Source organism: Sphingobium mellinum, assembly GCF_037860795.1.
In the GTDB taxonomy this organism is placed as follows: domain Bacteria; phylum Pseudomonadota; class Alphaproteobacteria; order Sphingomonadales; family Sphingomonadaceae; genus Sphingobium; species Sphingobium mellinum.
The window spans coordinates 1-22758 of record NZ_JBANRK010000020.1 but is presented as its reverse complement, the minus strand read 5'-3'; the positions used below and the strand labels follow the sequence as shown (position 1 = coordinate 22758).

The following is a 22758-nucleotide window of genomic DNA, read 5'->3' as shown; positions in this document are numbered from 1 at the left end:
TCAACGCAGGCCCATGCCACGGGCGATGATGCCGCGAAGGATTTCACGCGTGCCGCCGCGCAGGCTGAAGCTGGGGGCAATGTGCGTCACATAGATCAATGTGCGGTACAGCTCGTCACTTACCGCTTCGTCGGGGTGCGCGGCCAGATCGTCACCGATGACGACGGGTAGCAATTGCTCGAAACCAGTGCCGCGATCCTTGACGATGCTGGCTTCCAGCACCGGGCTTTCTCCTGCCGCGAGCCTTGCCGTGCAGGCGATTGACATTGCGCGAAGAATCGCAAGCTCGGCCGTCAGTCGACCGACCAGGCGCGACGCGTCATCGCGGCCGACTGTCTGGAGGTGCCTCACCCAGGCGTCGAGCAGGACGACGCTGGAATAAATCCGCTCCGGCCCCGACCGCTCGAACGCGAGTTCGGCGGTGACCTGCTTCCACCCATCGCCCTCATTGCCAATCAACGCATCCGCGCTCAGCGAGACATTGTCGAAGAACACTTCGGAAAAATGCGCGTCACCCGTCAGGTCGACGATCGGACGCACGGTTACGCCCGGCGCTTTCAGATCGACGATCAGCTGTGACAGGCCGGCGTGCCGATCTGCCGGCGTCCCCGACGTGCGCACCAGCGCGATCATATAGTCGGAGTGCATGGCGTTGGTGGTCCATATCTTCTGCCCGTTCAGCAGCCACCCGTCGCCGCTTCGTTCCGCACGGGTCCGCACCCCCGCCAGGTCAGAGCCAGCGCCCGGCTCGCTCATCCCGATGCAGAACAAGGCTTCGCCTCGGCAGATGCGCGGGACGTAGAATTGCCGCTGCGCCTCGGTTCCATAATGGAGGATGAGAGGCGCGCTCTGCCGATCCGCGATCCAGTGGGCCGCCACCGGGGCGCCGGCGCAAAGCAGTTCCTCAACCACCACGAAGCGCGAGAAAGGCCCCCGGTCGTGCCCTCCATATTTTTCGGGCAGGGTCAGGCCCAGAAACCCCTCGGCGCCCAACATCCGGCTGAATTCCGCGCTGAACCCTTGCCAGGATCGCGCACGGCGATCGAGTGGCATGCTTGCCGTGCAGCGTGCAATGAGGTCGCGCACCGCTGGACGCAGGGCCTCGTCAGCCTCGGGCAGGGATGCCATGCAAAATGTGTCGAACACGCTGCCCTGCTCTCCTCTCGATCATGTGCGCGATACGCGCTTCGCCGTGATCCCCACGGTCATCAGAGCGCGGAGAATGAGGCGGACGGCCGCTTCATTCAAATATTTAATCCCGTACAGGCGATATCGAATTGATATCACAAATCTCGCGCACGGACGCGACGAAGTTGCGCGCCAAAGGTCCCAAGTCGCGCGGAAAAGCCATTCCGAGTTCGATGGGGATCGGCTCGGTCAGGCGGAGGACGCGCAGGCGATCGCTGGTGAAGCGGGCGCTACGACCAGGAATGAGGGCGACGCCAAGACCTGCCTCGACCAGGCTCAGCAGGGTCTGCACCTGGGTTGCCTGTTGCTGGATGCGGGGGGCGAAACCTGCCCGCTGGCAAGCGATATGGGTGATTGCGTTCAGGACGCTGACGGGATTGAAGAAGATGAAGGGTCGATCGGCAAGTTCCGCCAATGTCAGGCGCTTGCGGGCAGCAAGCGGATCGGTGGCTTGCAGCGCCACTACCAGTTCGTCATGCTCGACGACTTCGACGCTGACGGGAGCAGCGTCGATCATGGGCAACCGGATGAAGCCAATATCGATCTGTTGGGCGGCAATCGCTTGGACAATCTCCACGCTGCTCATTTCGGCGAGGGCGAGTTCGACATCCGGGAAAGCCTTGCAGAAGGGAGGTATGACACGCGGAAGCAGATCGCTGTTTGCGGAGCCGATGATCCCCAGCCTGAGCCGGCCTCGCAAACCCGATGCGCCCTCACGGACGACGTCGCGCAGTTGTTCTGTCGCAGCAATTGCCTCGCGTGCGGCGGGGAGCGCGGCACGACCCGCCGGCGTCAGCGTCACCCCACGCGGATCGCGCACAAAAAGGGCTTCCCCCAATTCGCTCTCCAGCTTGCGAATGGCGACTGTAATCGGAGGCTGCGAGATGTTCAGGCGTTCGGCCGCGCGATGAAAATTGCGCGTCTCGGCCACGGCGACGAAATAGCGCAGCTGGCGAAGATCCATGATATAAAATGCCTATCGATAAATGCAGAATCAATATTATAAGATTTGAATGCAACCTACTAGACAATCGTGCGAAAGCCCGGCTTCACTACTGGAACCCCGCGCCGCGCGGCATAGCTATGGAAGAGGAACGCCTCATGACTGACACGCCCTTTCTGCTCGTCCAGAAGGACGGACCCGTCGTCATCGTCACGCTGAACAGGCCCGAGGTCCGCAACGCCATTACCGAAACGGCGCATAGTGACGAAATCGCCGAATTTTGTGGTCGGATGACGCGTGACACGTCGGTTCGCGCCATTGTCCTGACCGGCGCGGGTTCTGCATTTTGCGCGGGCGGCAATGTGAAACATATGCATGAAAAGAAGGGGATGTTTGAAGGCTCGCCGCAAACGCTCCGCAATTCCTATCGCACCGGCATCCAACGCATTCCGGCGGCGCTTTACGAGTTGGAAGTGCCTGTCGTCGCCGCCATCAACGGTCCGGCCATTGGTGCGGGCCTTGACCTTGCCTGCATGTGCGACGTTCGTATCGCGTCATCATCGGCACTGTTTGCGGAAAGTTTCGTGAAGCTGGGGATCGTTCCCGGCGACGGAGGGGCATGGTTGCTGCCCCGTGTTATCGGCATGGCGCGCGCGACCTTGATGACGCTGACGGGCGACACGATCGATGCGGCGAAGGCGCTGGACTATGGACTTGTCAGCGAAGTGGTGCCGCCAGAGGAAATGCTCCCCCGCGCATTGGCCGTTGCGCAGTCCATCGCGGCAAATCCCGGCCATGCCACACGTCTGGCGAAGCGGCTGTTGCGGGAAGGCCAGGACATGAAGCTGGGGCCATTGCTGGAACTTTCGGCTGCTTATCAGGCGCTCGCCCATCATACCCATGACCATGAAGAGGCTGTCGCGGCCTTTCTGCAAAAGCGTTCGCCTACTTTCCAGGACCGATAGAGGCTTGGCAGCCCTTGGCGTACTGATCCGATATTGGGACGGTCTGTCGCTTCGCTCTCCGCCGAGAAATGCAATCAGTGCTTGCAAAGGCAGGTAATTACATATGTTATGGCCCTGCAATGGCGCACGGCGCTATGGCTGGTAAGAGATGGGTAGAGAGGTGCTGCCGGGAAGCTGGCTTATCGGGGCGGACGTCGGGTCGACGCTGCTTCATCGGTGAGGTGGCTTGAACGGACGTGAGACAAGGCAAGACAATGGCTTTGCGTTCCATAAAGTCGGCGGAGCGGACGCTGGCGCTGTTCGAACTGTTTTCGGCGAAGCAACGGCCGTTGACAGTAGGTGAAATCTCGCGGTTTTTGGGCGTGCCCCAGCCCAGTGTGACCATGCTGGTGCAGAATCTCGTCGCCCTGGGGTATCTGGACCAGGACCGCTACGCCAGGACATACACGCCAACGATCAGGATTGCCCTGATCGGCAGCTGGATCCATCAGACCTATGTTCAGGACCGCCAGCTCGAATGGCGTCTGGATAATCTTTTCAACGCGGTTCAGGAGACGACGTTCATCGGAATCCAGAACGGCGTCCATGTTCAATATATCCTTTTCATCAAGGCCGAAACGCCGCAGCGTTTTGACGTCCAGGCCCGCATGGCGCGCCCGCTGGCGACTTCGGCGGTCGGAAAGGCGCTGCTCAGTCTGAAGCCCGATGATATGGTCCGAAGCCTGGTGCATCGGGCCAATGACGAAGAGGTCGATCCGCGCCACAAGATGAGCCCGCACCAGATCATCGCCGAGATGGAAGAGGTGCGGAGAAACGGCTATGCGGAAACATGCGGCAATGTTCTGGATGGTATCGCAGTCATCGCCATGCCGATCCGTCCTTTGCTCGGGCAATCACCGATCGCGGTGGCAGTGGGTGGCCAGATCGACCGAATGAAGAGCAAGAAGGCCCTCATCCTTGAGGAGTTGAAAAAATTCGCCACGGCATTGTCGGCGGATGAAGATATACGCCAGGCGTCGGAGTTGAACGCATACGCATGACCGGGCAGACCGCTGGCTGCTTTGTGGAAGCGGCTTTCCTATCATCCTCACCCAAATAACCACCGCCCCCCAATGCTTTCGAATTGAAGGGGCGGTGTGCTATCAGAGCCGCTCCACTATCGTGACATTGGCCATGCCGCCGCCCTCACACATGGTCTGCAGTCCATATCGCTTGCCGCGCGCCTGCAAGGCGTGAATCAGCGTCGCCATCAGCTTTGTCCCGGTCCCGCCCAAAGGATGGCCCAGGGCGATGGCGCCGCCATTCACGTTGAGGCGCGTCGGATCCGCATCATGGTGTTGCAGCCATGCCATCGGCACGGATGCGAACGCTTCGTTGACCTCGTACAAGTCGATGTCATCGATACTGAGGCCGGCTCGTTTCAGGGCCTTTTCGGTCGCGAAAAGGGGCTCTTCCAACATGATGACCGGATCGCCTCCGGTGATGGTCAGGTTCACGATCCGCGCGGAGGGCACAAGGCCATGATCCTTGAGCGCCTGCTCGGACACAATGAGCGCGGCGCTGGCGCCGTCGCAGATCTGGCTTGAAGTGGCCGCCGTGATGGCCCCGTCGGGTGCGAGCGGTTGCAAGCCGGCCATCGATTCGATCGTCGCATCATATCGAATGCCTTCGTCGCGAACGTGCATCTCGGTCGCGCCATCGGGCAGGGTGATTTCGATCGGGATGATCTCGTCGTCGAACGCGCCTGCCTCCGTTGCCGCGACCGCGCGCCGGTGGCTTTCCAGTCCGAAAGCATCCATCTGTTCGCGGGTGAAGCCCCATTTGGTCGCGATCATCTCCGCGCCTTCGAACTGGCTGAACCGCGGGATGCCGAACTTGCTCAGCACGCCCGGCGTACGCGGGTTGCCGCTTTCAGGCGGAACGCTGAGGCCCAGCGGGACACGGGTCATGCTTTCGACCCCGGCGGCGACGACGACGTCCTGCGTGCCGGACATGACCGCCTGCGCCGCGAACTGAAGCGCCTGCTGGGACGAACCGCACTGCCGGTCGATCGTCACCGCCGGAACGCTCAGCGGCAGGCGCGATTCCAGTATGGCATGGCGCCCGATATTGAGCGCCTGCTCGCCCGCCTGGGTGACGCAGCCCATGATGACGTCTTCGATAACGGACGGATCGATCCCGGTGCGATCGACCAGCCCGTTGAGCGTTTCCGCCGCCAGCAGCGCGGGGTGCACGCCCGCCAGCCGGCCGCGGCGGCGCCCGCCCGCGGTCCTGAATGCGTTTACGATATAGGCTTCCGCCATGTGCCTCTCCTTTGGGGCGCGACGTGCGCCGTTCACATTCCGATCAGATCGGCCTTGACCAGCGTGTTGCGGACCAGCCGGACGGTGGCGGCGTCGATCATCGCGCCATCGACCTGCGCCGCGCCCAGGCCCTGCGCTTCGGCCTCGCGATAGGCGGCTTCCAGCCTGCGGGCGTGGGCCACGGCTTCGGGCGCGGGCGTGAAGGCGTCGAGCGCCCAGTCGATCTGCGCGGGATGGATCGCCCACTTGCCGATCATGCCCAGCGACCGCGCCTGCGCCGCCTGCTCGCGATAGGCCTGCTCGTTCCTGAAATTGCCGAACGGACCGTCGACCGCATCGATGCCGATGGCGCGTGCAGCCATGGTGACGCGGAACCGTGCATAATGGAAAATGTCGCCCGGATAGGCGCCGCCTTCGCCGATGGCTCGGGTATCGATTCCCTGCGACGCCGAATAGTCGCCCATGCCGAAGATCAGGCATTCCATGCGGTCGGTGCAGGATGCGATTTCCTCGACATTCTGCAGGGCTTCGACCTCCTCGATCAGCACCTCGATGCCGATGCTGCGCTCCAGCTTGAGCTTCTGCTCCAGCTGGCACAGCAAATGGTGCAGGAAGAGCACGTCCCCGGCATTGCGCGGCTTGGTGAGCATGATCGTGTCGATATTGTGCCCGGCCTTTTCGACCAGAGTGATGATATCGTCATGGCACCAGGGCGTCGTGACATCGTTGATGCGCACACAGCGTGTCTTGCGGCCCCAGTCGAGTTCGTTCAGCGCGTTGGCGATCAGGTCCCGCGCACCGATCTTCGCGGAAGGCGCGACCGCGTCTTCAAGGTCGCAGAACACATGATCCGCTTTCGATGCGGCTGCCTTGGCCAGCATCTTCTCGCTGCTCCCCGGGACGGAAAGCTGGACTCGGCGCAGGCGGGCAGGACGATTATAGTTACTCACTAGATTTCCCCACATTTCATACAGCTTGTTCAGTCATTCGATCGGAACAGGCAGGGTCGGCAATGGAATGCTATGGGCATAAGGCGCCGGAGCGCAATTTTCACGGCTGATCGATGCTTCCGTATCAGGCATTACAATAGGAATATCGCGGCAATGAATTGCCGCCCAACATTGCCTCCTACAGCCATTGGGCGAGTATAAGCGCTATCCAATCACGGACAAAATTCATGGAGAGGTTCGCAAGAGGCAATGAGCGAAATCTTACTTGAAAAGCGCGATGGCGGTGCTTTTGTGACCTTCAACCGCCCGGAAGCGCGCAATGCCCTCAACCCGGAAATGCTGCTGGAAATGCGTCATTTCCTCGACTCGATCCGGGACGATCCCGACGTGCGCTATCTTGCCCTTCAGGGCGCGGGGGGCAATTTCAGCGCGGGCGGCGATCTTGCTGCCTATGCAGAGACGCTGTCGCTTTCCGACCAGGAGCGCAGCGCCTTTTTTGAAACGCGTGTTGGCGGGAACGGGGCGTGCTTCCTCAGTCTTGACGCGTTGACGATACCCGTCATTTCGCTCGTCCAGGGAGCAGCCGCAGGTGCCGGGCTGAGCTTCCTGCTTGCGTCAGATTTCGTGCTGGCGACCGAGGATGCAACATTGGTTTTCGCCCAGACCCGCGTTGGACTGCCGCTCGATCTGTCCTTGACCTATCATCTGCCGCGCGTGGTCGGGGCCAAGAAGGCACGGCAACTGGCGTTCACGGGCGCGAGACTGGACGCCAACCAGGCGAGGGAGCTTGGCATCATCGACGAAATTCATGCCGTGGGCGAACTGGAAGGCGCTTTGGCGACACTTGTCCGCTCGTTCGCGGCCACTGCGCCCGCCGCCGCCGCGCGGACCAAGAATTTGATCAATAGCAGCGGCGGCTTCGGGCTTGCAGATCAGATGCATCGCGAGGTCCTGGCTATCGGCCAATGCGTCACCGAGCCGGATTTTCGGGAGGGTGTGGAGGCGTTTCTGGCCAAGCGCCGCGCGGTTTTCAAAGGGCGGCGTCAATCCTGATCGCCGCCATTCTGCTGAAGGTTAGCCCATCACGAAAGCGTTGAGCTTGTTGCCATCCGGATCGCGGAAATATGCGGCGTAAAAGCCTTCGATACGCGGTCCGGGAGGGCCCTCGTCGGTTCCGCCATTGGCCAGCGCGATCTCGTAGATCCGCCGGACCTGTTCATGGTCCTTGGCCTGGAAACCCACCATCACGCCATTGCCGACGGTGGCGGGCTCCTTGTTGTAGGGCTTGGTGATGGTCAGTCCCGGCCAGACGCCATCGATCGTCCACACCACGCCGGTTTCCATTTCGATCGACCGCGAGGCGCCCAGTTCGGCGCATAGCTTATCGTAAAACGCAACCGCCCGCGGCAGGTCGTTGGTGCCCAAGGTAACGTAACCGATCATCGCTCGTCTTACTCCTGCTTGTTCGGAGATACTGGGCTTCTTCAAAACCCTCCCGCAGAGCAAGATCATACACGCTGCGGGAGGGGTATTCGAGCAGAAGCCTAGAACCTGACTGTTGCTTCGGCTCCAAAGGTGCGCGGCGGCGCATATTGGCCGGTATCCTGACGGATAGCAGAAAAGAACAAATAGCCGCTCTTGTAAGCCTTGTTGCCGATGTTCTTGATAAAGCCCCGCAGGACATAGCGGTCGTTGGGGCTGGTGTAGGAAATGAAGGCGTTCTGAACGCTGTACGGCTTCTGCTGCGATCCTGGCGTCGGGAATTCGCTGTAATCCACCCGTCCGCTGAAAAGAGACTCGCCGCGCAGAAGTATCTTGCTTCCGCCATTCAGCATCACATCATATTCCAGCCCGACATTGGCCGAATAGGGCGGCGCACGATTGAGCCTGTTGCCCGATGCGTCCGACAAGCGATCGGTCTGCGACCGCGGATCGAAGGCGCCGCAAGCGCCGATGAACAGCTTCTCGTTACAATTGAAAAACTCGGCATATTTTGCGGACTGGATCATGCCTGATGCATCCAGGCGCAGATGTTCTGCCAATTGGGCATTAAGCGATGCTTCCACGCCATATACCTTGGCGCGAGCCGCGTTGTCGATGAGCAGCGTGCCGGCGTCTACGACCTTCTGTACCTGCAGGTCCCTGATCCGGTAGCTGTATCCCGCGATGTTGAACCTGACGCGATTGTCGAAGAATTTTGCCTTCAGGCCAACTTCCACGCCGCTGATCTTTTCAGGATCGAAATCGTCCATGCAGCTGGACGCCGCAAAGCCCCCCGCCTTGAATCCCTTGGTATATTGCGCGTACAGCATGGAGTTGTTGGTGACATCATACTGGGCGCCAAAGCGCGGCGTCCAGCTGTTCCATGACTTTGACGCGGGCGGCGCCGGGCATACGTCGGTGCCGCTGAACAGGATGTTGGTCGCGGCGGATTTCTTGTCATGATTGTAGCGTATGCCGGCCTGCAAGCGCAGACGGTCCGTTACGGAAAATGTGTGGTCGGTGAATGCCGAATAGGATTCGCCGTGGATGGGACCTTCGACCGAGAAAATGAAAGCCGGCGAGGGGAAAAGTGAAGACAGGTCGAAGGGCGAATCGCCATGATGATTGAACTTGTCGTCATAGTAGAACAGGCCGACTATTGATTTCAGACGGCCATCCAGAAGGGATGCGTTAAGGTTCAGTTCCTGGCTGAAAGTGTCGCTGCGGAACCTGATGTCGCTTTGAACGATAAGGGCGCCGCTGGCATCGCCATCAAGCCTCATGTGATTGCGGAATTTCTGGTAACCAGTGATCGACTTCAGGCTGACATCATCCGACAGCGGAACATTGATGGTCCCGATCAGCTGCAGATATTTTGTACGATCCAGAGAATTGTAGTTGCTGTACACCTCTCGCGGGTCGAACGACTGTGGGTTCAGAGCGGTCTGAATGAACGACTCCTGCGACGGGCCAAACGCCAAAGTGGTTGGCGTGTATTTGCTGTCCAGGTAAATGGCATCAAGTTCGATCCCCGCACCGCCCGGCAGATCGACATCGAGGGCCGCCCGCCCGCCGGCAACGCGATTTGTCTGCAAGCGCGACTGCGGCGCTCCCGGCTGAAGATTTTTCGTGAAGCCCTTGTCGCGGTTTTCGAACACGCCGGACACAAGAAGTCGGACATTGTCTGAAAGTGGACCGGAAACGCGGCCCTTGACGCCGACCGTGTCATAGTTGCCCACGCTGCCCGTCACTTCTCCCTTGAAGCTGCTCGACGGGCGCTTCAGGATATAGTTGATGACGCCGGCCGTTGCGTTGCGGCCGTAGAGCGTGCCCTGGGGACCGGAAAGAACTTCCACTCGCTCGAGATCGACCAAGGCTGAATCGATCGTGCGCGAACGCGGCTGATAAACCCCGTTGATATGTGTCGCAACGGAAGGATCTTCCGCCCCTGAAGTCACGCCGGTGCTGATCCCGCGCAGCGCAATGAGGCTGGCGCCGAAAGTCTCGCCGACCACAAGGCCGGGCACCTGGGACTGCAACGCCGCCGTGTCGTTGATCTGCCGCGTTTCCAGAGCTTCGGAACCCAGCGCGGTAATCGTCGCGGGGACCTTCTGAATATTTTCCGAGCGCTTCTGCGCTGTAACAACGATTTCGGGAATGCCGACGGGAGACGCGGGCTCTCCGGCACCAGCCTGCTGCGCCTGCGCAAGGCTCGGCAGCATCATTATCATGCCGATAGAGCCGTATGTTAAAGCTAGCTTGTTCTTCATGGTCTCCCCTTTTTAGTTATCGTCGCCCGTTTCCACGGAGACTTTTTTAACATGCGTATCGTCCCTGGATGACCTTTGTCGTCCCGGCCGATATCTGGCTTTCAATACTGATTTTGCCTATATTCCTGTAGAACTGGGCCCGGCAAGGCTCCTGCAGAGGCATTACATCTGTATTTGGCGACAATCACATATGGCCTGTTCCGCTCCAGTCCAAACAACCTCATTACCCATGCAATCAAAATTCAGGCTGCGGCGATTGGGCTTGCCAACCAGACCAGGCGCATCCCTACAATGGCGGACACGATAATAGCCATGTCATATGGAGAGCGACTGTGTCGGAGACACCACTCACGCCGTTGCGCGAGTTCCTACATATGCCTGCAACCCCAGCGAACCTGTTCGAGGGGAGGAGGCCGACGACATGAGCAGCGGCAATGAAGCTGGGCCTGCTAATGCGGGTCTTACAAGGCTATTGGCGCGAACCGCGATCGGCTATCGCGACGCCGCCATGCCGGCTGATGTCCTGACGGTGGCCAAGCAATGCATTGTGGACTGGTTAGCCGTCGCCCTGCCCGGCGCCCGGGAAGACTGTGCCAGGCTATTGGCTGACGAACTCGAATCCGTTGGCGAAGGCCCTTGCACGGTGATCGGCCGACGTTGCCGCCTGTCGGCAAGGGATGCGGCCCTCGCCAATGGCGTGGCGTCGCACGCGCTCGATTTCGATGACGTCAACCGCACCATGCAGGGCCATCCCACGGTGGCGATATTTCCGGCCGCTCTCGCCGTGGCCGAGGCCGAGGGGAAGAGCGGCCGGGATTTGCTGACCGCCTATATTGCCGGTTATGAGATCGCCTGCATTGTCAGCGCCCAGGTGGCGCCGTCCCACTATGCCATGGGATTCCACGCGACGGGAACGATCGGAGCCATCGGCGCGGCGGTCGCGGCCGGCATATTGCTCGAACTGGATGAGATGCGGATGGTGCACGCGATCGGCGTGGCCGCAACGCAGAGCGCGGGGCTGAAAGCGATGTTCGGCAGTATGGCCAAGCCATTGCATGCCGGGAAGGCTGCCGCCAACGGTGTATTTGCGGCACGACTGGCCGCGCGAGGGTTTACGGCCAATCCCGGCGTGCTGGAAGCTGACCAAGGCTTCATCTCCACTCTTAGCCTGGAGCCGTCCCGGTCGCCCGTTATTCCTCCGCCGGGCACTGAGATCGTCAAGACGCTCTTCAAATATCATGCAGCCTGTTACATGACTCATTCGACCATAGACTGCATCGCCAGATTGCGAGATCAGGCCGATCTGTCGGCGGACGCCGTGGCGGCAGTGGATATTCATGTTGCGCCCGGCCACCTTACGGCATGTAACATTCCCGATCCGGTCAATGGCCTTGAAGCCAAGTTCAGTCTGAGGCACGCGGCCGCGCTCGCCCTTTACCGTCGGGACAGTTCGGCCCTTGAGACCTTTTCGGACGAGAGCGCCTCCGATCCCGAGCTTGCGGCCATGCGGCAACGGGTGTCGGTTTACGGGGACATGCCTGCGGGCGGTGCGGCGCGGGTGATCATTCAGACGAACGCCGGCGCCCTGCACGAGGCCGATCATGATACCGGCGTTGTCGAGGGCGACCTCTTCCGTCAGGGGGAGAGGGTCGAATCCAAGTTCTTGAGTCTGGCAGTTCCCGTGATCGGTGCCGACGCGGCCAGGAGGGTCCTGAACGGCGTTTCCGGACTCGATCATGGTGTTGCCCTAGGCGATCTGCTTCGCGACGTCAGGGTGGAATAGGCGAACCCGTTCGGAGCCATCGAACCGATTGCACATGCGAAATCGGAATGGACTGAAATATGTCCCCGCCAAAGAAAAGAGATCGGCGGGAGAAGGAGAGGATAAGGTGATCTCTGTTGGGTCCGCAACCGCTCAAGGCAATGAAAAGGTTTACACCTATTGCCGTGTCTGTGAAGCGACATGCGGATTGATCGCCAAAGTTGAAAACGGGCGCCTTATTTCTGTGAAGGGCGATCCCGACCATGTCCTCTCGCGGGGACATTTCTGCAAGAAGGCGCAAGGCGCGGTCGAAGCGACCTATGATCCTGACCGGGTAATCCAGCCATTGAAGCGCGTCGGCGGGCCGGGCGAGTTCGTCGAAATTTCCTGGGCGGAGGCGCTGGGGGAAATCGCGACGAAGCTCAAATCTGTCCGGAGCCGTCATGGGCCCGAAGCCTTTGCCACTTTCCTTGGCAATCCGCCGACAAACTCCTTTTCCGCCTGGATGTGGCTGAGCCAGTTTCAGAAGCTGCTCGGCGTCAGGTGGAGCTACAGCGCGAACGCCGAAGACGCCGCTTCCTGCCTCAAGGCCTGCGAATTGCTCTATGGGTCCGTCTGGACCGTGCCCAAGCCCGATCTTTGGCGCACCAGTTTCGCGATCGTGATCGGCGCCAACCCTTTCATATCGCACGGCTCCCTGTGCAGCGAACCGTTGATACGCGAAAGCCTGCGCTCGATCGTCGAAAGAGGAGGTCGGATCGTTGTCATCGATCCGCGGCGCACCGAAACGGCTCAGGCGTTCGATCATATGGCGCTGAACGCGGGTACCGACGCATGGTTGCTGCTGGCGATGCTGAATGAAATCATCCGCAATGATGCTGTCGCCCACGATTTCATCGCGCAATATACGAGCGGCTTTGACCAACTCGCCAGATTGGTGAACGACGTGACGCCGGCCGTGGCATCGGAACATTGCGGGGTCGATTCCGCGACCATCGCGGCATTGGCGCGGGACTTCGCGGCTGCGCCCGCAGCAGTGCTCTACGGCCGTACCGGCACCTGCACGCAGAGGTTCGGCACGCTGAACAACCTGCTCCAGAATCTGCTCCTTCTGGTGACCGGCAATATAGATGTGGCCGGCGGCATGGCGCTGCCGTCACTGCCTGTCCGTAGCAGTCGGCTGGTCACAGGCGATCCGGTCCCGGTGCCGAGCCGCAGTCGGGCAGACGGGCTCCCGAACGTAGCTGGCTGGTACCCGTCCCGCGCCCTGATCAACGACATCAGGCAGCCCGGCGACGGACAGGTTCGAGCGCTGATGATCGTCGGCGGCAATCCCGTCCATTCAAGCGGGGCGGCAGGGGAGGAGTATGTCGACGCCCTTCAGCAGCTGGACCTGTGCTTTTCGCTCGATCTCTATGTGAATGAGACCAATCGCCACGCTCATTACATCCTGCCCGTAACAAGCATGTACGAGCGGCCGGACATCGCGACGAAATATCTGTTCTCCCAGCTTCGCCCGAGCTTGTGGGCGACGCGATCGGTGGTGAAGCCGCAAGGTACGGCAAGGGAGGAATGGCGCATCATGAACGATCTGTGCCGACGCCTTGGCCTTGGCGGAGCTTATGCAAGCCCATGGCTGCGGCGACTTGCAAAGGTCGGCATTGCGGCAACGCCGATGCTGCTCGTGGATTTCCTGCTGCGCACAAGCCAGATAGGCGACGGATATGGAAAGCGGCGCGGCGGATTGTCGGTGCGTCGGCTATTGAACCGCAAGCCGCACGGACAATCCCTGCGCGCGGACTTGCCGACCGGACTGCTTCCGAAAGATCGCCGCATCAATCTTGCCTTGCCCGAACTGGTGAGCGAAATCGAAAGACTGAAGGCCTGGCGCCATGATCCTGCATGGCCGATGCGATTGATCGGCATGCGCGAGCTGTTGTCGCAAAATACCTGGCTGCACAATGTTCCCTCGCTGATGAGCGATCGCCGCCGACATTATGCGCATGTCAACCCCAAGGACGCAAAGGCACTCGGCATCGGGGATGGCGAGATGGTGCGAATTTTGTCGCCCGCCGGAAAGGTTGAAGTCCTCACGAAATATTCGCCGCATATGAAGCCAGGCAATATCGCCTTGCCGCATGGCTGGGGTCATCAGGGCGGCTGGAAGCGTGCGAACGGCGCCGGCGGCGTGAACTCCAATATACTGGCAGGGAAGGGTATGGACGACGTTGAGCCGCTCGCCGGCATGTCGACGCTCAACGGAATAGCTGTACGAATTGAAAAGATGCCGTGACGACTTGACCGCGAATGAAACAGGTCGTTCCAAATTCTGGAATACGCCCCTTACGTATCAAAAGAACTCCACTACACAGATTTGCCAGCGCTAACAAAAATGGGCATTGTCGCAGATTCGTCGCAAGAAACATGCGCAGACGATCGCATTCAATCGCAAATGTAATGCCGACGCGTGGGTGGCAATTTTCAATTGTCAAGGTGCATTGGCTTGTGCAGGATCATCATCCTGTTCCTTTATTATTAGCGATTATAAATATCGGCGACAGCTTTCGATCGATATCGTCCAAGAAAATAATAATCCCTGAATTAAGAGGAGGAGGGGAAATGAATAAGTGGAAACTACTCGTCGGAGTTGCAGCATTTTGCACCGGCGGTACTGGCCCTGTTGTCTTAGCGGCCGATCAGCCGGCGGCGCCAGCTGGCGCCGAAACGCGCAACGATCTGCAAGATATCATTGTGACGGCACGTCGCAAGGCAGAGTCCGACATGGCGGTACCCGTCATGGTGACCGCAATTGGCGGAGATACGCTTGCAAGTCAGGGGGCCGTCGACGTCTACAAGATCAGCCAGCTCGTTCCTCAACTGGAAATCAGCCAGGGTCCGTCGGTTACCGGCGGCGTATTGGCTCTCCGGGGTATCAGCAGCGGTATCACCAATTCTTCGGATCAGGCTGTCGCAATCAATATTGATGGCGTGCAGGTTTCAAATGCCATCGGCCTTCGCATAGGCCAGTTCGATCTTGCTCGCGTCGAGGTTCTGAAGGGACCACAGGCACTGTTCTTCGGAAAGAACAGTCCTGCGGGCGTCATTTCCTTCGTTTCGGAAAGCCCAGGCCCAAAACTGAGTGGCTATATTCGGACGTTCTACGAACTTACTGCTGACGAAATAAGGACGGAAGCGGCTATTGGCGGTCCTGTAACAGATAGTCTTGGTGTACGAATTGCCGGCTATTATGATCATATGGAAGGGTATTTCCGTAATCCTCTTCCGACCAATTATGCTCCCGGTGTCGTGTTTGGCCCTCCGTCGAGGCGCTCGCCTAACCGTGAAGAATGGGGCGGTCGCGCTACCATTGCCTTCAATCCTGTCGACAACTTTTCCGCGGTGTTAAAGATGTCGGTCGCGAACGTGTCGGGCACGTCGTCCTTCAATGAATTTCAAAGGATATCCTGTCCGACAGGCGGCATGGCCGGACCGGAATTCCTCCCGGGGCAGAATCTTTTCGACTGCTCGTTGAATCGCATAACGAATCCATTGGGCAGCGTCTCGCCCACCGTTGCCGCCATCGATCCGGTATTCAAGGGAGGGGATTATGACAAAACCCGGCAGTATCTTGGCAGTCTCAATATCGAATATGGGATATCTGACCATCTGACTCTGAGTTCTATTACCGGATATTATAAGAGTAAATATAGCGGCCTTAACCTGAATTCGGGTCCTGTCTCCAATGTCGTCCTGCATCTGCCGATCAATCGTCGTGACCTGTCTCAGGAACTGCGGTTGGCGAGCAGCTTTGACGGACCATTGAACTTTACGCTCGGCGCCTACTTTCAGGACGCGGATCTGGACTATCGGCCTAGCGCCTATCGCGGGCCGGGTGCGCCGGGTGCGGCCATCGGGCGCTTCGACAACAACTGGTATTCGCTCAAGGGCACCACAAAGTCCGGATTCCTGCAGATCGCCTACAAAATTTTCGAAAATCTCGAACTGTCCGGAGGTGTGCGTTATACAAACGAGCGTAAGCATGAGAGAATTACTTCCAAGTTGACGGGGATAGACAAAACCTTCCTGTTCACGCCGAGCGAGATCGAGTCGAACGACTGGTCGCCTGAGATCAGCCTGAATTACAGGCCTACCCAGGACATCACCTTGTTCGGATCATACAGGCAGGGTTTCAAGTCCGGTGGATTTGCAACACCGACGGTCGCCATCACCACAACGCCGACAACCAACTCGTTTCGGCCTGAATCTACTGAAGGCGGCGAAGTCGGCATGAAGCTCAGGCTGCTTGACCGATCGCTGCGGATCAACGTGGCGGCTTACAATTATGATGTGAGCGATCTTCAGGTGTCCTCTGTCAATCCGACCACCGGGACGATCGCGACGCAAAACGCCGCAGCCGCCAGGGTGCGCGGCATTGAGGCTGATTTCACCTTCCATCCCGGCAATATTGAAGGCCTGAGCATTACGGGTGCGCTTTCTTACAATCGGGCCAGGTACACAAAATATGTTGCGACCTGCTACGGCGGCCAGACGATCTCTCAGGGATGCAACCTCGTTCCTATTTCGGGGCGGTTCACCTCGCAGGACCTGGCCGGCCGGCCGCTTTCCTTTGCGCCGACCTGGTCGGGTAACTTGAATGCGAACTATGAATTCCCGCTGAGCAGTGCATTCAAGGCCGGAATTGGCGGCGGAATGAGGTTTGAGAGCGCCTACTATACTGCGGGCGACCTCTCCCCCGAATCGGTATCAAAGGCTGTTCAATTCTTTGATCTTCAGGCCCGGGTAATGGATACCGACGACAAATGGGAACTTGCCGTAATCGGACGTAATATAACGGATAAACTTCGTCCGACGCTCGCTTTCGACACGGCGTTTACTGGGACTACTTCAGGTTTCGCAACGGGAACGCGCGCTGACGTCGGGGCGTTCGCAAACCGCCCCAGGGAGGTGATTCTTCAGTTTACCTACAAGTTCTGAGCGTTGCAGCCATTAGGCAGACCATCTGCCGCATGGCTAGGCTACGTGGATGCGTTATTGTCACCGGGTCCTCGGGAGTATCGGTGGATCAACCGATATTCCCGAGGATTTGCGCGTAGCAATGCCAAAGAGGAACATGATGGCCAAGCCGATTGAATTCTGGACAAATCTTACAGCCAAGGATCCCCGCGCGGGAGCGCGGGAAGCTGCCAGGCTGGAGGCTGCCGGCTGGGATGGCGTGGCCATGGTCGATTCCCAGTGCATGTTCCCGGATGTGTGGATGTATCTTGCGCTTTGCGCGCAAGCGACCGCTCGGGTGAAGCTGGCGACGGGCGTGACGAATTCCATCACGCGCCATCCCTCGGTTACCGCATCGGCGGCATCATCGTTGCAGCTGATTTCGGGAGGCCGTTCGGTGCTTGGGGTGGGACGCGGCGATTCCGCTCTGGCCTATGTCGGTGCATCGCCGATGCCGATTGGGCGGTTCGAAGAACATCTTGCAATTCTGCAGCAATATCTTCGCGACGAAGATGTTCCGATGGAGGTGGCCAGTTCTCTGGTTCCCGGGGCGCGGGGTGGCTTCGACAATCTCGCCATTGGCACCGGCCCCGCCGGCAGCAGGATTAAATGGCTGGCCGACTTCGATATGCCAAAGGTGCCGCTTGAAGCGTTCGCAACGGGGCCCAAGGCGATAGAGGCGGCTGCGCGCGCCGCGGATGCTGTGATCTTGGGCCTTGCGGCCGAGCCGAACCGGATCGGCTGGGGGGTCGACATCGCCAGAAAGGCAGCTGCTGCCCATGGCCGCAGCGCTGACGCGCTGAAAATCGGAGCCTATGTCTGCGTCGTCCCGCATCCTGACGTGGCGGTCGCGCGCCGGCTTGCCGCCGCGACAGTTGCTACCATGGCCCGGTTTTCCGTGATGAACAAACGCGTGATAGGGCCGGCTACGGAACGCCAGGTGGAAATCATGCTGAAACTGGCTCAGGTATATAATATGAATACCCATGGCAAAGGCGGGGCTCAAATTGATGTTCTTGATGACGAATTCATCGATCAGTTCGGCATCGTCGGAACGGTGGAACATTGTATCAGGCGCATCTGCCACCTATCGAAGCTTGGTGTTGACCGTCTGACGCTATTCCTGCCCCTTTCCAAAGACCCTGAAATTGAGACGTCATACCGGCTGTTGGCCAACGAGGTACTGCCCGCCGCCAAAGCGGCTTGCGCCTGATAGGTTTGTAAATCCGCTGGCCGCTATCCAGACTCCAGATTCGCAGGCGCGGGGTTGTCAGGGCAAGCGTCGTACGCGGCGCGGGCGATCGATAATAGCTGGCCGTGGGGTAGGGGGATTATTTCTAAACCCTGCCCGTCACGGGAATGGCTGCGCCGGTGATGCCGGATGCCTGCTCGGAAAGAAGAAAGGCAATGACCTGCGCCAGTTCCTGCGGCTTGACCCATTTGTCCGCATCGGCATCACCCATGTCCGCGCGGTTGGTTGGCGTATCGATGATCGAGGGCAATACAGCGTTTACCCGCAGCTTGCCTTTCAATTCTTCCGCCAACGCCTCTGTCGGGGTCCTCGTGACGGCGGTGCAAAAAGTGCCGCTAAGCAAGTTATTGAAATATAGCGATAAAATATGCAAGAAAATTGTAACCCTTTGATATCGTTTGGCAGTGAGGTTTTTCGACCTTCAGCCAGTGGAGTGTAGGCTCTTTCCGGGGAGGGCCGAGTCGTGGATGCGCCGTTTCGACAATATCTTGGCTGGGAACGGTTTCCGGAGAATTTAGCCGAACCCGAAGTCGCGCACTTTTTCTCGCTTTCCGAGGATGATCGGCGAGCCGTCCACCGCCGCCGGCGACCGTTAAACCGGTTGGGCGTGGCGCTGCAGATTGGTTTTCTGCGCCTCACGGGAGCGCCACTCAATTCCGTGGAGATGATCCCGCCGCAAGTGCTGGCTCATCTCGGTGCCGAGCTTGGGATTGCACCGCCCCGGCTTGCCTCAATCCGCGCGCTTTACCGCCGCCACCGCACGCTGTTCGAGCACCAGGTCGCGGCGAAACAGGCACTGGGTTTGCGCGACCTCACCGAGCACGGGGAACGCGCGCTGAATGGCTTTCTGCGGCGCGAGGCCGGCGACAAATTCCTCGTGGACGAGTTGGAACAAGCCGCGCGCGCATAGCTCCGTGATCACCACTATGTCCAGTTGCCAACGCGACGGCTGAGGAGTTCTGCATCAGGCGCCCGGCGCCATTACGATGGCGGTCTGTTGGCCGGCGCGGTAGCCGCAGTGGGGATAGAACAGACGAAGGCCTGGCCGCTTGAGCTGTTGGAGACGATGCCGAACGGCAAGACGCGGTTGGAATGGCTTCGAGACAGTCCCGCGTCCCGTAAAACCAAAGGCCTCGCCGACCATATCGCGAAGATCGATTTTCTGAAGAAAGTTGGGGCCGATAGGCTCCATCTTGGCTTAGCGGCCGGAACGTTGAAGGCACAGGCGAGATCAATGCTTTACCGCAAACCTGCGACGCTCAAGCGGATGCGTGGTGAGCGCAAGACCGTTGAAATAGCCTGCTTTCTACGTCTGCAACTGCTGCGTCTGACGGATGACGGTCTGGGGATGATCGACTACCGGATCGCCGATCTCTGGCGTCAGGCCAGAACCCGCGCCGAGGTGGCGGTCGAGGACGAACTGCGACGACATCAAGCCTTGGTCTTGCAATTGGCAAGCCTTGTGGATGACGAGAACATCTCCGCTTCCGTCGTGCGCGACCAGATGCGCACCATGTTGGCGCCGTTCCTGCCGGCCGGCGCGCACGGTCCATCCACGAAGGTTGGCAGAGTCCGGCGGGAACTGGCGACAGCAGGCAGAGGTGCGAGCGAGTTGTTGCGCGCGGCTTCGTCGATCAGCCTGGACCTACCGTCGACGCATCCGCTTGCGCAGGCATTGACGACACTGGACCGGGTGGCGGCTTCGGAAATGGGGCGATTGCCGGAAGGCACCCCCAATCCATTCGGCCGGACGTGGGCGTTCCTCATCGATCAACCCGACCGCGAGGCCGCCTTTGGCGGCTATAGGGCGGCGACGCTCATGCTGCTCAAACGCTCGCTGCGCAATGGGCAGGCCAGCGTCGACCACAGTTTGGCACATCGTGCGCCTGAGGACCGCCTGATCCCAAAGGCGCAATGGAAAAAGGAACGAGCACGGTTCGTGCGAAACCTCGCCGTGTCAGCCACGCCGGAAACGACCATTCGCTGGATCAAGGATGAACTCTCGACGGCCCTGAAAGCCATCGATGCGGCGGTGTCGAGGGGCGATATCCGGATCGAAAACGACCGATTGGTCGTTCCAAAACTCAAGGCGGCTCCCGAAGACGAAAGGCTCAAGGCCATTCGTCGCGAACTGTTCGCCGGCGTCGGAAAGATCCAATTACCGGACTTGCTGATCGCAATAGATGCCACCACGCATTTTTCCTGGGCCCTGTTGGGCAGGACGCCCCGAAGCGAGCATGAGCTCATAATCCTCTACGCGGCCCTGATCGCCTTGGGTTCTGATCTGACTGCCGCCGACATGGCGCGCATGACGCTCAATATTGAAGCCGACGCAGTCGGCGAGATGATGCGCCGCATCGAGGCAAATGGTCGATTGCCGTGGGCCAACCGCCTGGTGCTTGATCATTTCAGGACGCTTCCGGTCACCAAGCTGTGGGGAGGTGGGATTCAGGCATCGGCCGACATGATGAGCCTTGATGCAACACGCCGTCTCTGGACAGCCCGCCATGATCCGCGGCGCCGCACGCCGGCAGTCGGAACCTACACCCATGTGCTCGACCAATGGGTGATCCTGCATGACCAAGCCGTCGTTCTGAACCGGCGGCAAGCCGGGGCCGCTATCGAGGGGGCTCTTCGCCACGAAGCCGTCGACCTCCACCGTGTCGCAGTGGATACGCATGGCCACACACATTTCGGCATGGCGCTGGCCAATCTGGTGGGATTTGATCTCGCCCCGAGGCTTGCCGGGATGAACAAGCGCAAGCTCTATCTTCCGCGTGGCCTCGATGTACCTGCCAGCCTGCGGCCAATTGTGAGCGAGACCGTCTCAACCAGCGCGATCACCCGGGGATGGGACCCGCTTCTGCGGATTGCGGCATCGACCAAGAGTGGCTGGTGTTCGGCGACCTACGTTCTGGACCGCTTTGGCAGCGCTGCGCGGGGCGATGAGGCGTTTCAGGCAGGCGATGCCTTCGGCAGGCTGTTACTGACCCGCTTCCTGGGCACTTATCTTGGCGATCCGGCGTTCCGTGGGATGAATGACGCGTTGCTCAGCCAAGGCGAGTCGGTCCACACCCTGCAGCGCGCGATCTATTCCGGGCCGATCGGCGCACGGCATGGCCGCACGCCCGAGCAAATGGCCGCGATATCATCAGGCCTGACACTGCTTACCAACCTTGTCATGACGTGGAACGCGATCCGGATCGGTGAGGTTCGAGCGCGAATGCCGAACGCCTTTCCGGATCATCACATCATGCACATCGCCCCCAATGCGCACGAGCATATCAACACCAAAGGCGTCATCACCATTGACGTTTCGCCACACCGGGATCGGCTCCTGGGCGGGAAACCGCCGGCTGCCGGGATCAGGAGCGTAATATGAAAAACCTCCAGAATGAGGGATATCAATCACTTACCGCGAGCGGCGCGCTATTATAGAAGCAATTCCAATGGGTTGCTTAGCGGCACTTTTTGCACCGCCGTCACGAGAACCCCTATCTGGACAGGGCCGCCCAGCACCTCACAGCATCCGGCGCCCCTTTCGATGACGCACTCCTTGCCCACCTTTCCCCAATGGGCTGGGCGCATATCAGCTTGACCGGAGACTATCTCTGGCACCGGGCAAAACCGCTCGCCCCCGGAGAATTCCGCACCCTCAATGATCCCATGGCGCGCCTCAAACGTGTGGCATAGCCATTGTTCCCATTATGTCCGCCAAATCGTTGTCTGGCGCACAAACCTTGAGGCGACGCCAATGACATGAAGAGCAACAATGATGTGATGGTTCGGCACATCGTCTGATGGATATTCATCATGTCTGCTCAACGGCCCCGCGAACAAACGGACGTCGCAACTTATTCGCCCCGTGGTAGGAAACGCAAATCATTCGACCGGCTGTATCTGCATGATCAAGCGTGTCAGGCGGCTGTTGCGCCGGTCAAATGGCCAACGAAGCTTTTGCGCCACCAAGCAATGTCCTGCGTTTCGATGTCTGAGATCATTTGTTTCCAGCGCCTCACGCGTTCGTCCCTGGGCATCTCCAGCGCCCTGGTGATCGCATCGGAAATATCCTCGCTGCTGTACGGGTTCACCAGCAGCGCTCCGGTGATCTGCGCGGCGGCTCCCGCGAAGATCGACAGGATGAGGACGCCGGGCTCATCGGGATCTTGGGCGGCCACATATTCCTTGGCGACGATGTTCATTCCGTCACGCAGGGGCGTCACCAGGCCGATGCGCGCCGCCCGGTACATGCCGGCAAGCTCTGCCCTGCTATATCCCTGGTTCACATAGCGTATGGGCACCCAATGCGGACTGGCATAGGCGCGGTTGATATGCCCTGAAAGCGTTTCGAGATTGTGGCGAATGTCCTGATAGCTCAGCACCTCGCTGCGTGTGGGGGAGAGATTTGCAGCAGAAAGATTTTCTCCCGCAGATGAGGCTGTTCCGCGAGCAATCGTTCATAGCCGCGGAATGTTCATCCTGTGCCTTCCGGGAAAGGGGATCAAACCCCTATAAATCCTGGGATTTCGCACTTCGATTTAGAATCCACCCCCTACACCGAATGTTCCTGCCGGATAGAGAAGACACTATCTGTCCCCGATAGAAAAGACACCATTGATGACAGCAGGGG

The 22758-nt window shown here is 59.5% G+C and carries 15 protein-coding genes and 3 pseudogenes; 10 read left to right on the top strand and 8 right to left on the bottom strand.

The window, feature by feature from the left end; all coding sequences use genetic code 11:
- A complete protein-coding gene (locus AAC640_RS15790; protein WP_340267966.1) occupies positions 1-1146 on the bottom strand; it encodes an acyl-CoA dehydrogenase family protein in 1146 nt (381 codons plus the stop codon).
- Between the two features lie 106 nt (positions 1147-1252).
- Positions 1253-2152: a LysR family transcriptional regulator gene (locus AAC640_RS15785; protein ID WP_340267964.1), complete on the bottom strand. Its 900-nt coding sequence runs from the start codon at positions 2150-2152 to the stop codon at positions 1253-1255.
- A 137-nt stretch (positions 2153-2289) separates the two neighbouring features.
- Here AAC640_RS15785 and AAC640_RS15780 point away from each other — a divergent pair, with 137 nt between their 5' ends.
- Both AAC640_RS15780 and AAC640_RS15775 read left to right on the top strand, forming a co-directional pair.
- A complete protein-coding gene (locus AAC640_RS15780; RefSeq protein WP_340267962.1) occupies positions 2290-3096 on the top strand; it encodes a crotonase/enoyl-CoA hydratase family protein in 807 nt (268 codons plus the stop codon).
- 254 nt (positions 3097-3350) lie between these two features.
- A complete protein-coding gene (locus AAC640_RS15775; protein WP_340267960.1) occupies positions 3351-4136 on the top strand; it encodes an IclR family transcriptional regulator in 786 nt (261 codons plus the stop codon).
- 102 nt (positions 4137-4238) lie between these two features.
- Here AAC640_RS15775 and AAC640_RS15770 read toward each other — a convergent pair whose 3' ends face one another.
- Entirely contained in the window at positions 4239-5399 is a 1161-nt protein-coding gene (locus AAC640_RS15770; protein ID WP_340267958.1) for an acetyl-CoA C-acetyltransferase, read from the bottom strand.
- 32 nt (positions 5400-5431) lie between these two features.
- Positions 5432-6349 (bottom strand): HpcH/HpaI aldolase/citrate lyase family protein, encoded by a 918-nt coding sequence (locus tag AAC640_RS15765; RefSeq protein ID WP_340267956.1) that lies wholly within the window; start codon positions 6347-6349, stop codon positions 5432-5434.
- 249 nt (positions 6350-6598) lie between these two features.
- On the opposite strand from AAC640_RS15765, the gene AAC640_RS15760 reads away from it, so the two are divergent.
- Positions 6599-7402, top strand: coding sequence for an enoyl-CoA hydratase/isomerase family protein (locus tag AAC640_RS15760; protein ID WP_340267954.1), 804 nt, complete (start codon positions 6599-6601; stop codon positions 7400-7402).
- 21 nt (positions 7403-7423) lie between these two features.
- Here AAC640_RS15760 and AAC640_RS15755 read toward each other — a convergent pair whose 3' ends face one another.
- Positions 7424-7792, bottom strand: a complete 369-nt coding sequence (locus AAC640_RS15755; RefSeq protein WP_340267952.1) for a VOC family protein — start codon at positions 7790-7792, stop codon at positions 7424-7426.
- 101 nt (positions 7793-7893) lie between these two features.
- Positions 7894-10101, bottom strand: a complete 2208-nt coding sequence (locus AAC640_RS15750) for a TonB-dependent receptor (protein ID WP_340267950.1) — start codon at positions 10099-10101, stop codon at positions 7894-7896.
- Between the two features lie 421 nt (positions 10102-10522).
- Between AAC640_RS15750 and AAC640_RS15745 the strand changes: the two genes are divergently transcribed.
- From AAC640_RS15745 to AAC640_RS15730, 4 genes are all read left to right on the top strand, one after another.
- Positions 10523-11884, top strand: a complete 1362-nt coding sequence (locus tag AAC640_RS15745) for an MmgE/PrpD family protein (RefSeq protein WP_340267948.1) — start codon at positions 10523-10525, stop codon at positions 11882-11884.
- A gap of 34 nt (positions 11885-11918) precedes the next feature.
- Complete coding sequence (locus tag AAC640_RS15740) at positions 11919-14156, top strand: molybdopterin-containing oxidoreductase family protein (RefSeq protein WP_340267947.1); 2238 nt, start codon at positions 11919-11921, stop codon at positions 14154-14156.
- A 164-nt stretch (positions 14157-14320) separates the two neighbouring features.
- On the top strand, positions 14321-16858 hold the full coding sequence (locus AAC640_RS15735) for a TonB-dependent receptor (RefSeq protein WP_340267945.1): 2538 nt from the start codon (positions 14321-14323) through the stop codon (positions 16856-16858).
- A 49-nt stretch (positions 16859-16907) separates the two neighbouring features.
- A complete protein-coding gene (locus tag AAC640_RS15730; protein ID WP_340267943.1) occupies positions 16908-18089 on the top strand; it encodes an LLM class flavin-dependent oxidoreductase in 1182 nt (393 codons plus the stop codon).
- Positions 18090-18213: 124 nt separating this feature from the next.
- Here the strand turns inward: AAC640_RS15730 and AAC640_RS15725 are convergent.
- Positions 18214-18429 (bottom strand): annotated as a pseudogene (locus AAC640_RS15725) (SDR family oxidoreductase); the annotation flags it as partial.
- A gap of 162 nt (positions 18430-18591) precedes the next feature.
- Between AAC640_RS15725 and AAC640_RS15720 the strand changes: the two are divergent.
- The 3 genes and pseudogenes from AAC640_RS15720 to AAC640_RS18410 all read left to right on the top strand — a co-directional run bounded on the left by AAC640_RS15720 (position 18592) and on the right by AAC640_RS18410 (position 21821).
- Complete coding sequence (locus AAC640_RS15720) at positions 18592-19038, top strand: DUF4158 domain-containing protein (RefSeq protein ID WP_340267941.1); 447 nt, start codon at positions 18592-18594, stop codon at positions 19036-19038.
- 12 nt (positions 19039-19050) lie between these two features.
- Positions 19051-21510 (top strand): annotated as a pseudogene (locus AAC640_RS15715) (Tn3 family transposase); the annotation flags it as partial.
- An 89-nt stretch (positions 21511-21599) separates the two neighbouring features.
- Positions 21600-21821 (top strand): Tn3 family transposase, encoded by a 222-nt coding sequence (locus AAC640_RS18410; RefSeq protein WP_459113011.1) that lies wholly within the window; start codon positions 21600-21602, stop codon positions 21819-21821.
- Positions 21822-22045: 224 nt separating this feature from the next.
- Here AAC640_RS18410 and AAC640_RS15710 read toward each other — a convergent pair.
- A pseudogene (locus AAC640_RS15710) lies at positions 22046-22599 on the bottom strand (trehalose-6-phosphate synthase); the annotation flags it as partial.
- Between the last annotated feature and the right edge of the window lie 159 nt (positions 22600-22758).

What these genes read in the sequence shown, in the direction of transcription:
- AAC640_RS15785 (WP_340267964.1), bottom strand. Translation starts at nt 2,152, where the DNA reads ATGGATCTTCGCCAGCTGCGCTATTTCGTCGCCGTGGCCGAGACGCGC.
- AAC640_RS15780 (WP_340267962.1), top strand. Translation starts at nt 2,290, where the DNA reads ATGACTGACACGCCCTTTCTGCTCGTCCAGAAGGACGGACCCGTCGTC.
- AAC640_RS15775 (WP_340267960.1), top strand. Translation starts at nt 3,351, where the DNA reads ATGGCTTTGCGTTCCATAAAGTCGGCGGAGCGGACGCTGGCGCTGTTC.
- AAC640_RS15770 (WP_340267958.1), bottom strand. Translation starts at nt 5,399, where the DNA reads ATGGCGGAAGCCTATATCGTAAACGCATTCAGGACCGCGGGCGGGCGC.
- AAC640_RS15760 (WP_340267954.1), top strand. Translation starts at nt 6,599, where the DNA reads ATGAGCGAAATCTTACTTGAAAAGCGCGATGGCGGTGCTTTTGTGACC.
- AAC640_RS15755 (WP_340267952.1), bottom strand. Translation starts at nt 7,792, where the DNA reads ATGATCGGTTACGTTACCTTGGGCACCAACGACCTGCCGCGGGCGGTT.
- AAC640_RS15750 (WP_340267950.1), bottom strand. Translation starts at nt 10,101, where the DNA reads ATGAAGAACAAGCTAGCTTTAACATACGGCTCTATCGGCATGATAATG.
- AAC640_RS15745 (WP_340267948.1), top strand. Translation starts at nt 10,523, where the DNA reads ATGAGCAGCGGCAATGAAGCTGGGCCTGCTAATGCGGGTCTTACAAGG.
- AAC640_RS15740 (WP_340267947.1), top strand. Translation starts at nt 11,919, where the DNA reads ATGCGAAATCGGAATGGACTGAAATATGTCCCCGCCAAAGAAAAGAGA.
- AAC640_RS15735 (WP_340267945.1), top strand. Translation starts at nt 14,321, where the DNA reads ATGCCGACGCGTGGGTGGCAATTTTCAATTGTCAAGGTGCATTGGCTT.
- AAC640_RS15730 (WP_340267943.1), top strand. Translation starts at nt 16,908, where the DNA reads ATGCGTTATTGTCACCGGGTCCTCGGGAGTATCGGTGGATCAACCGAT.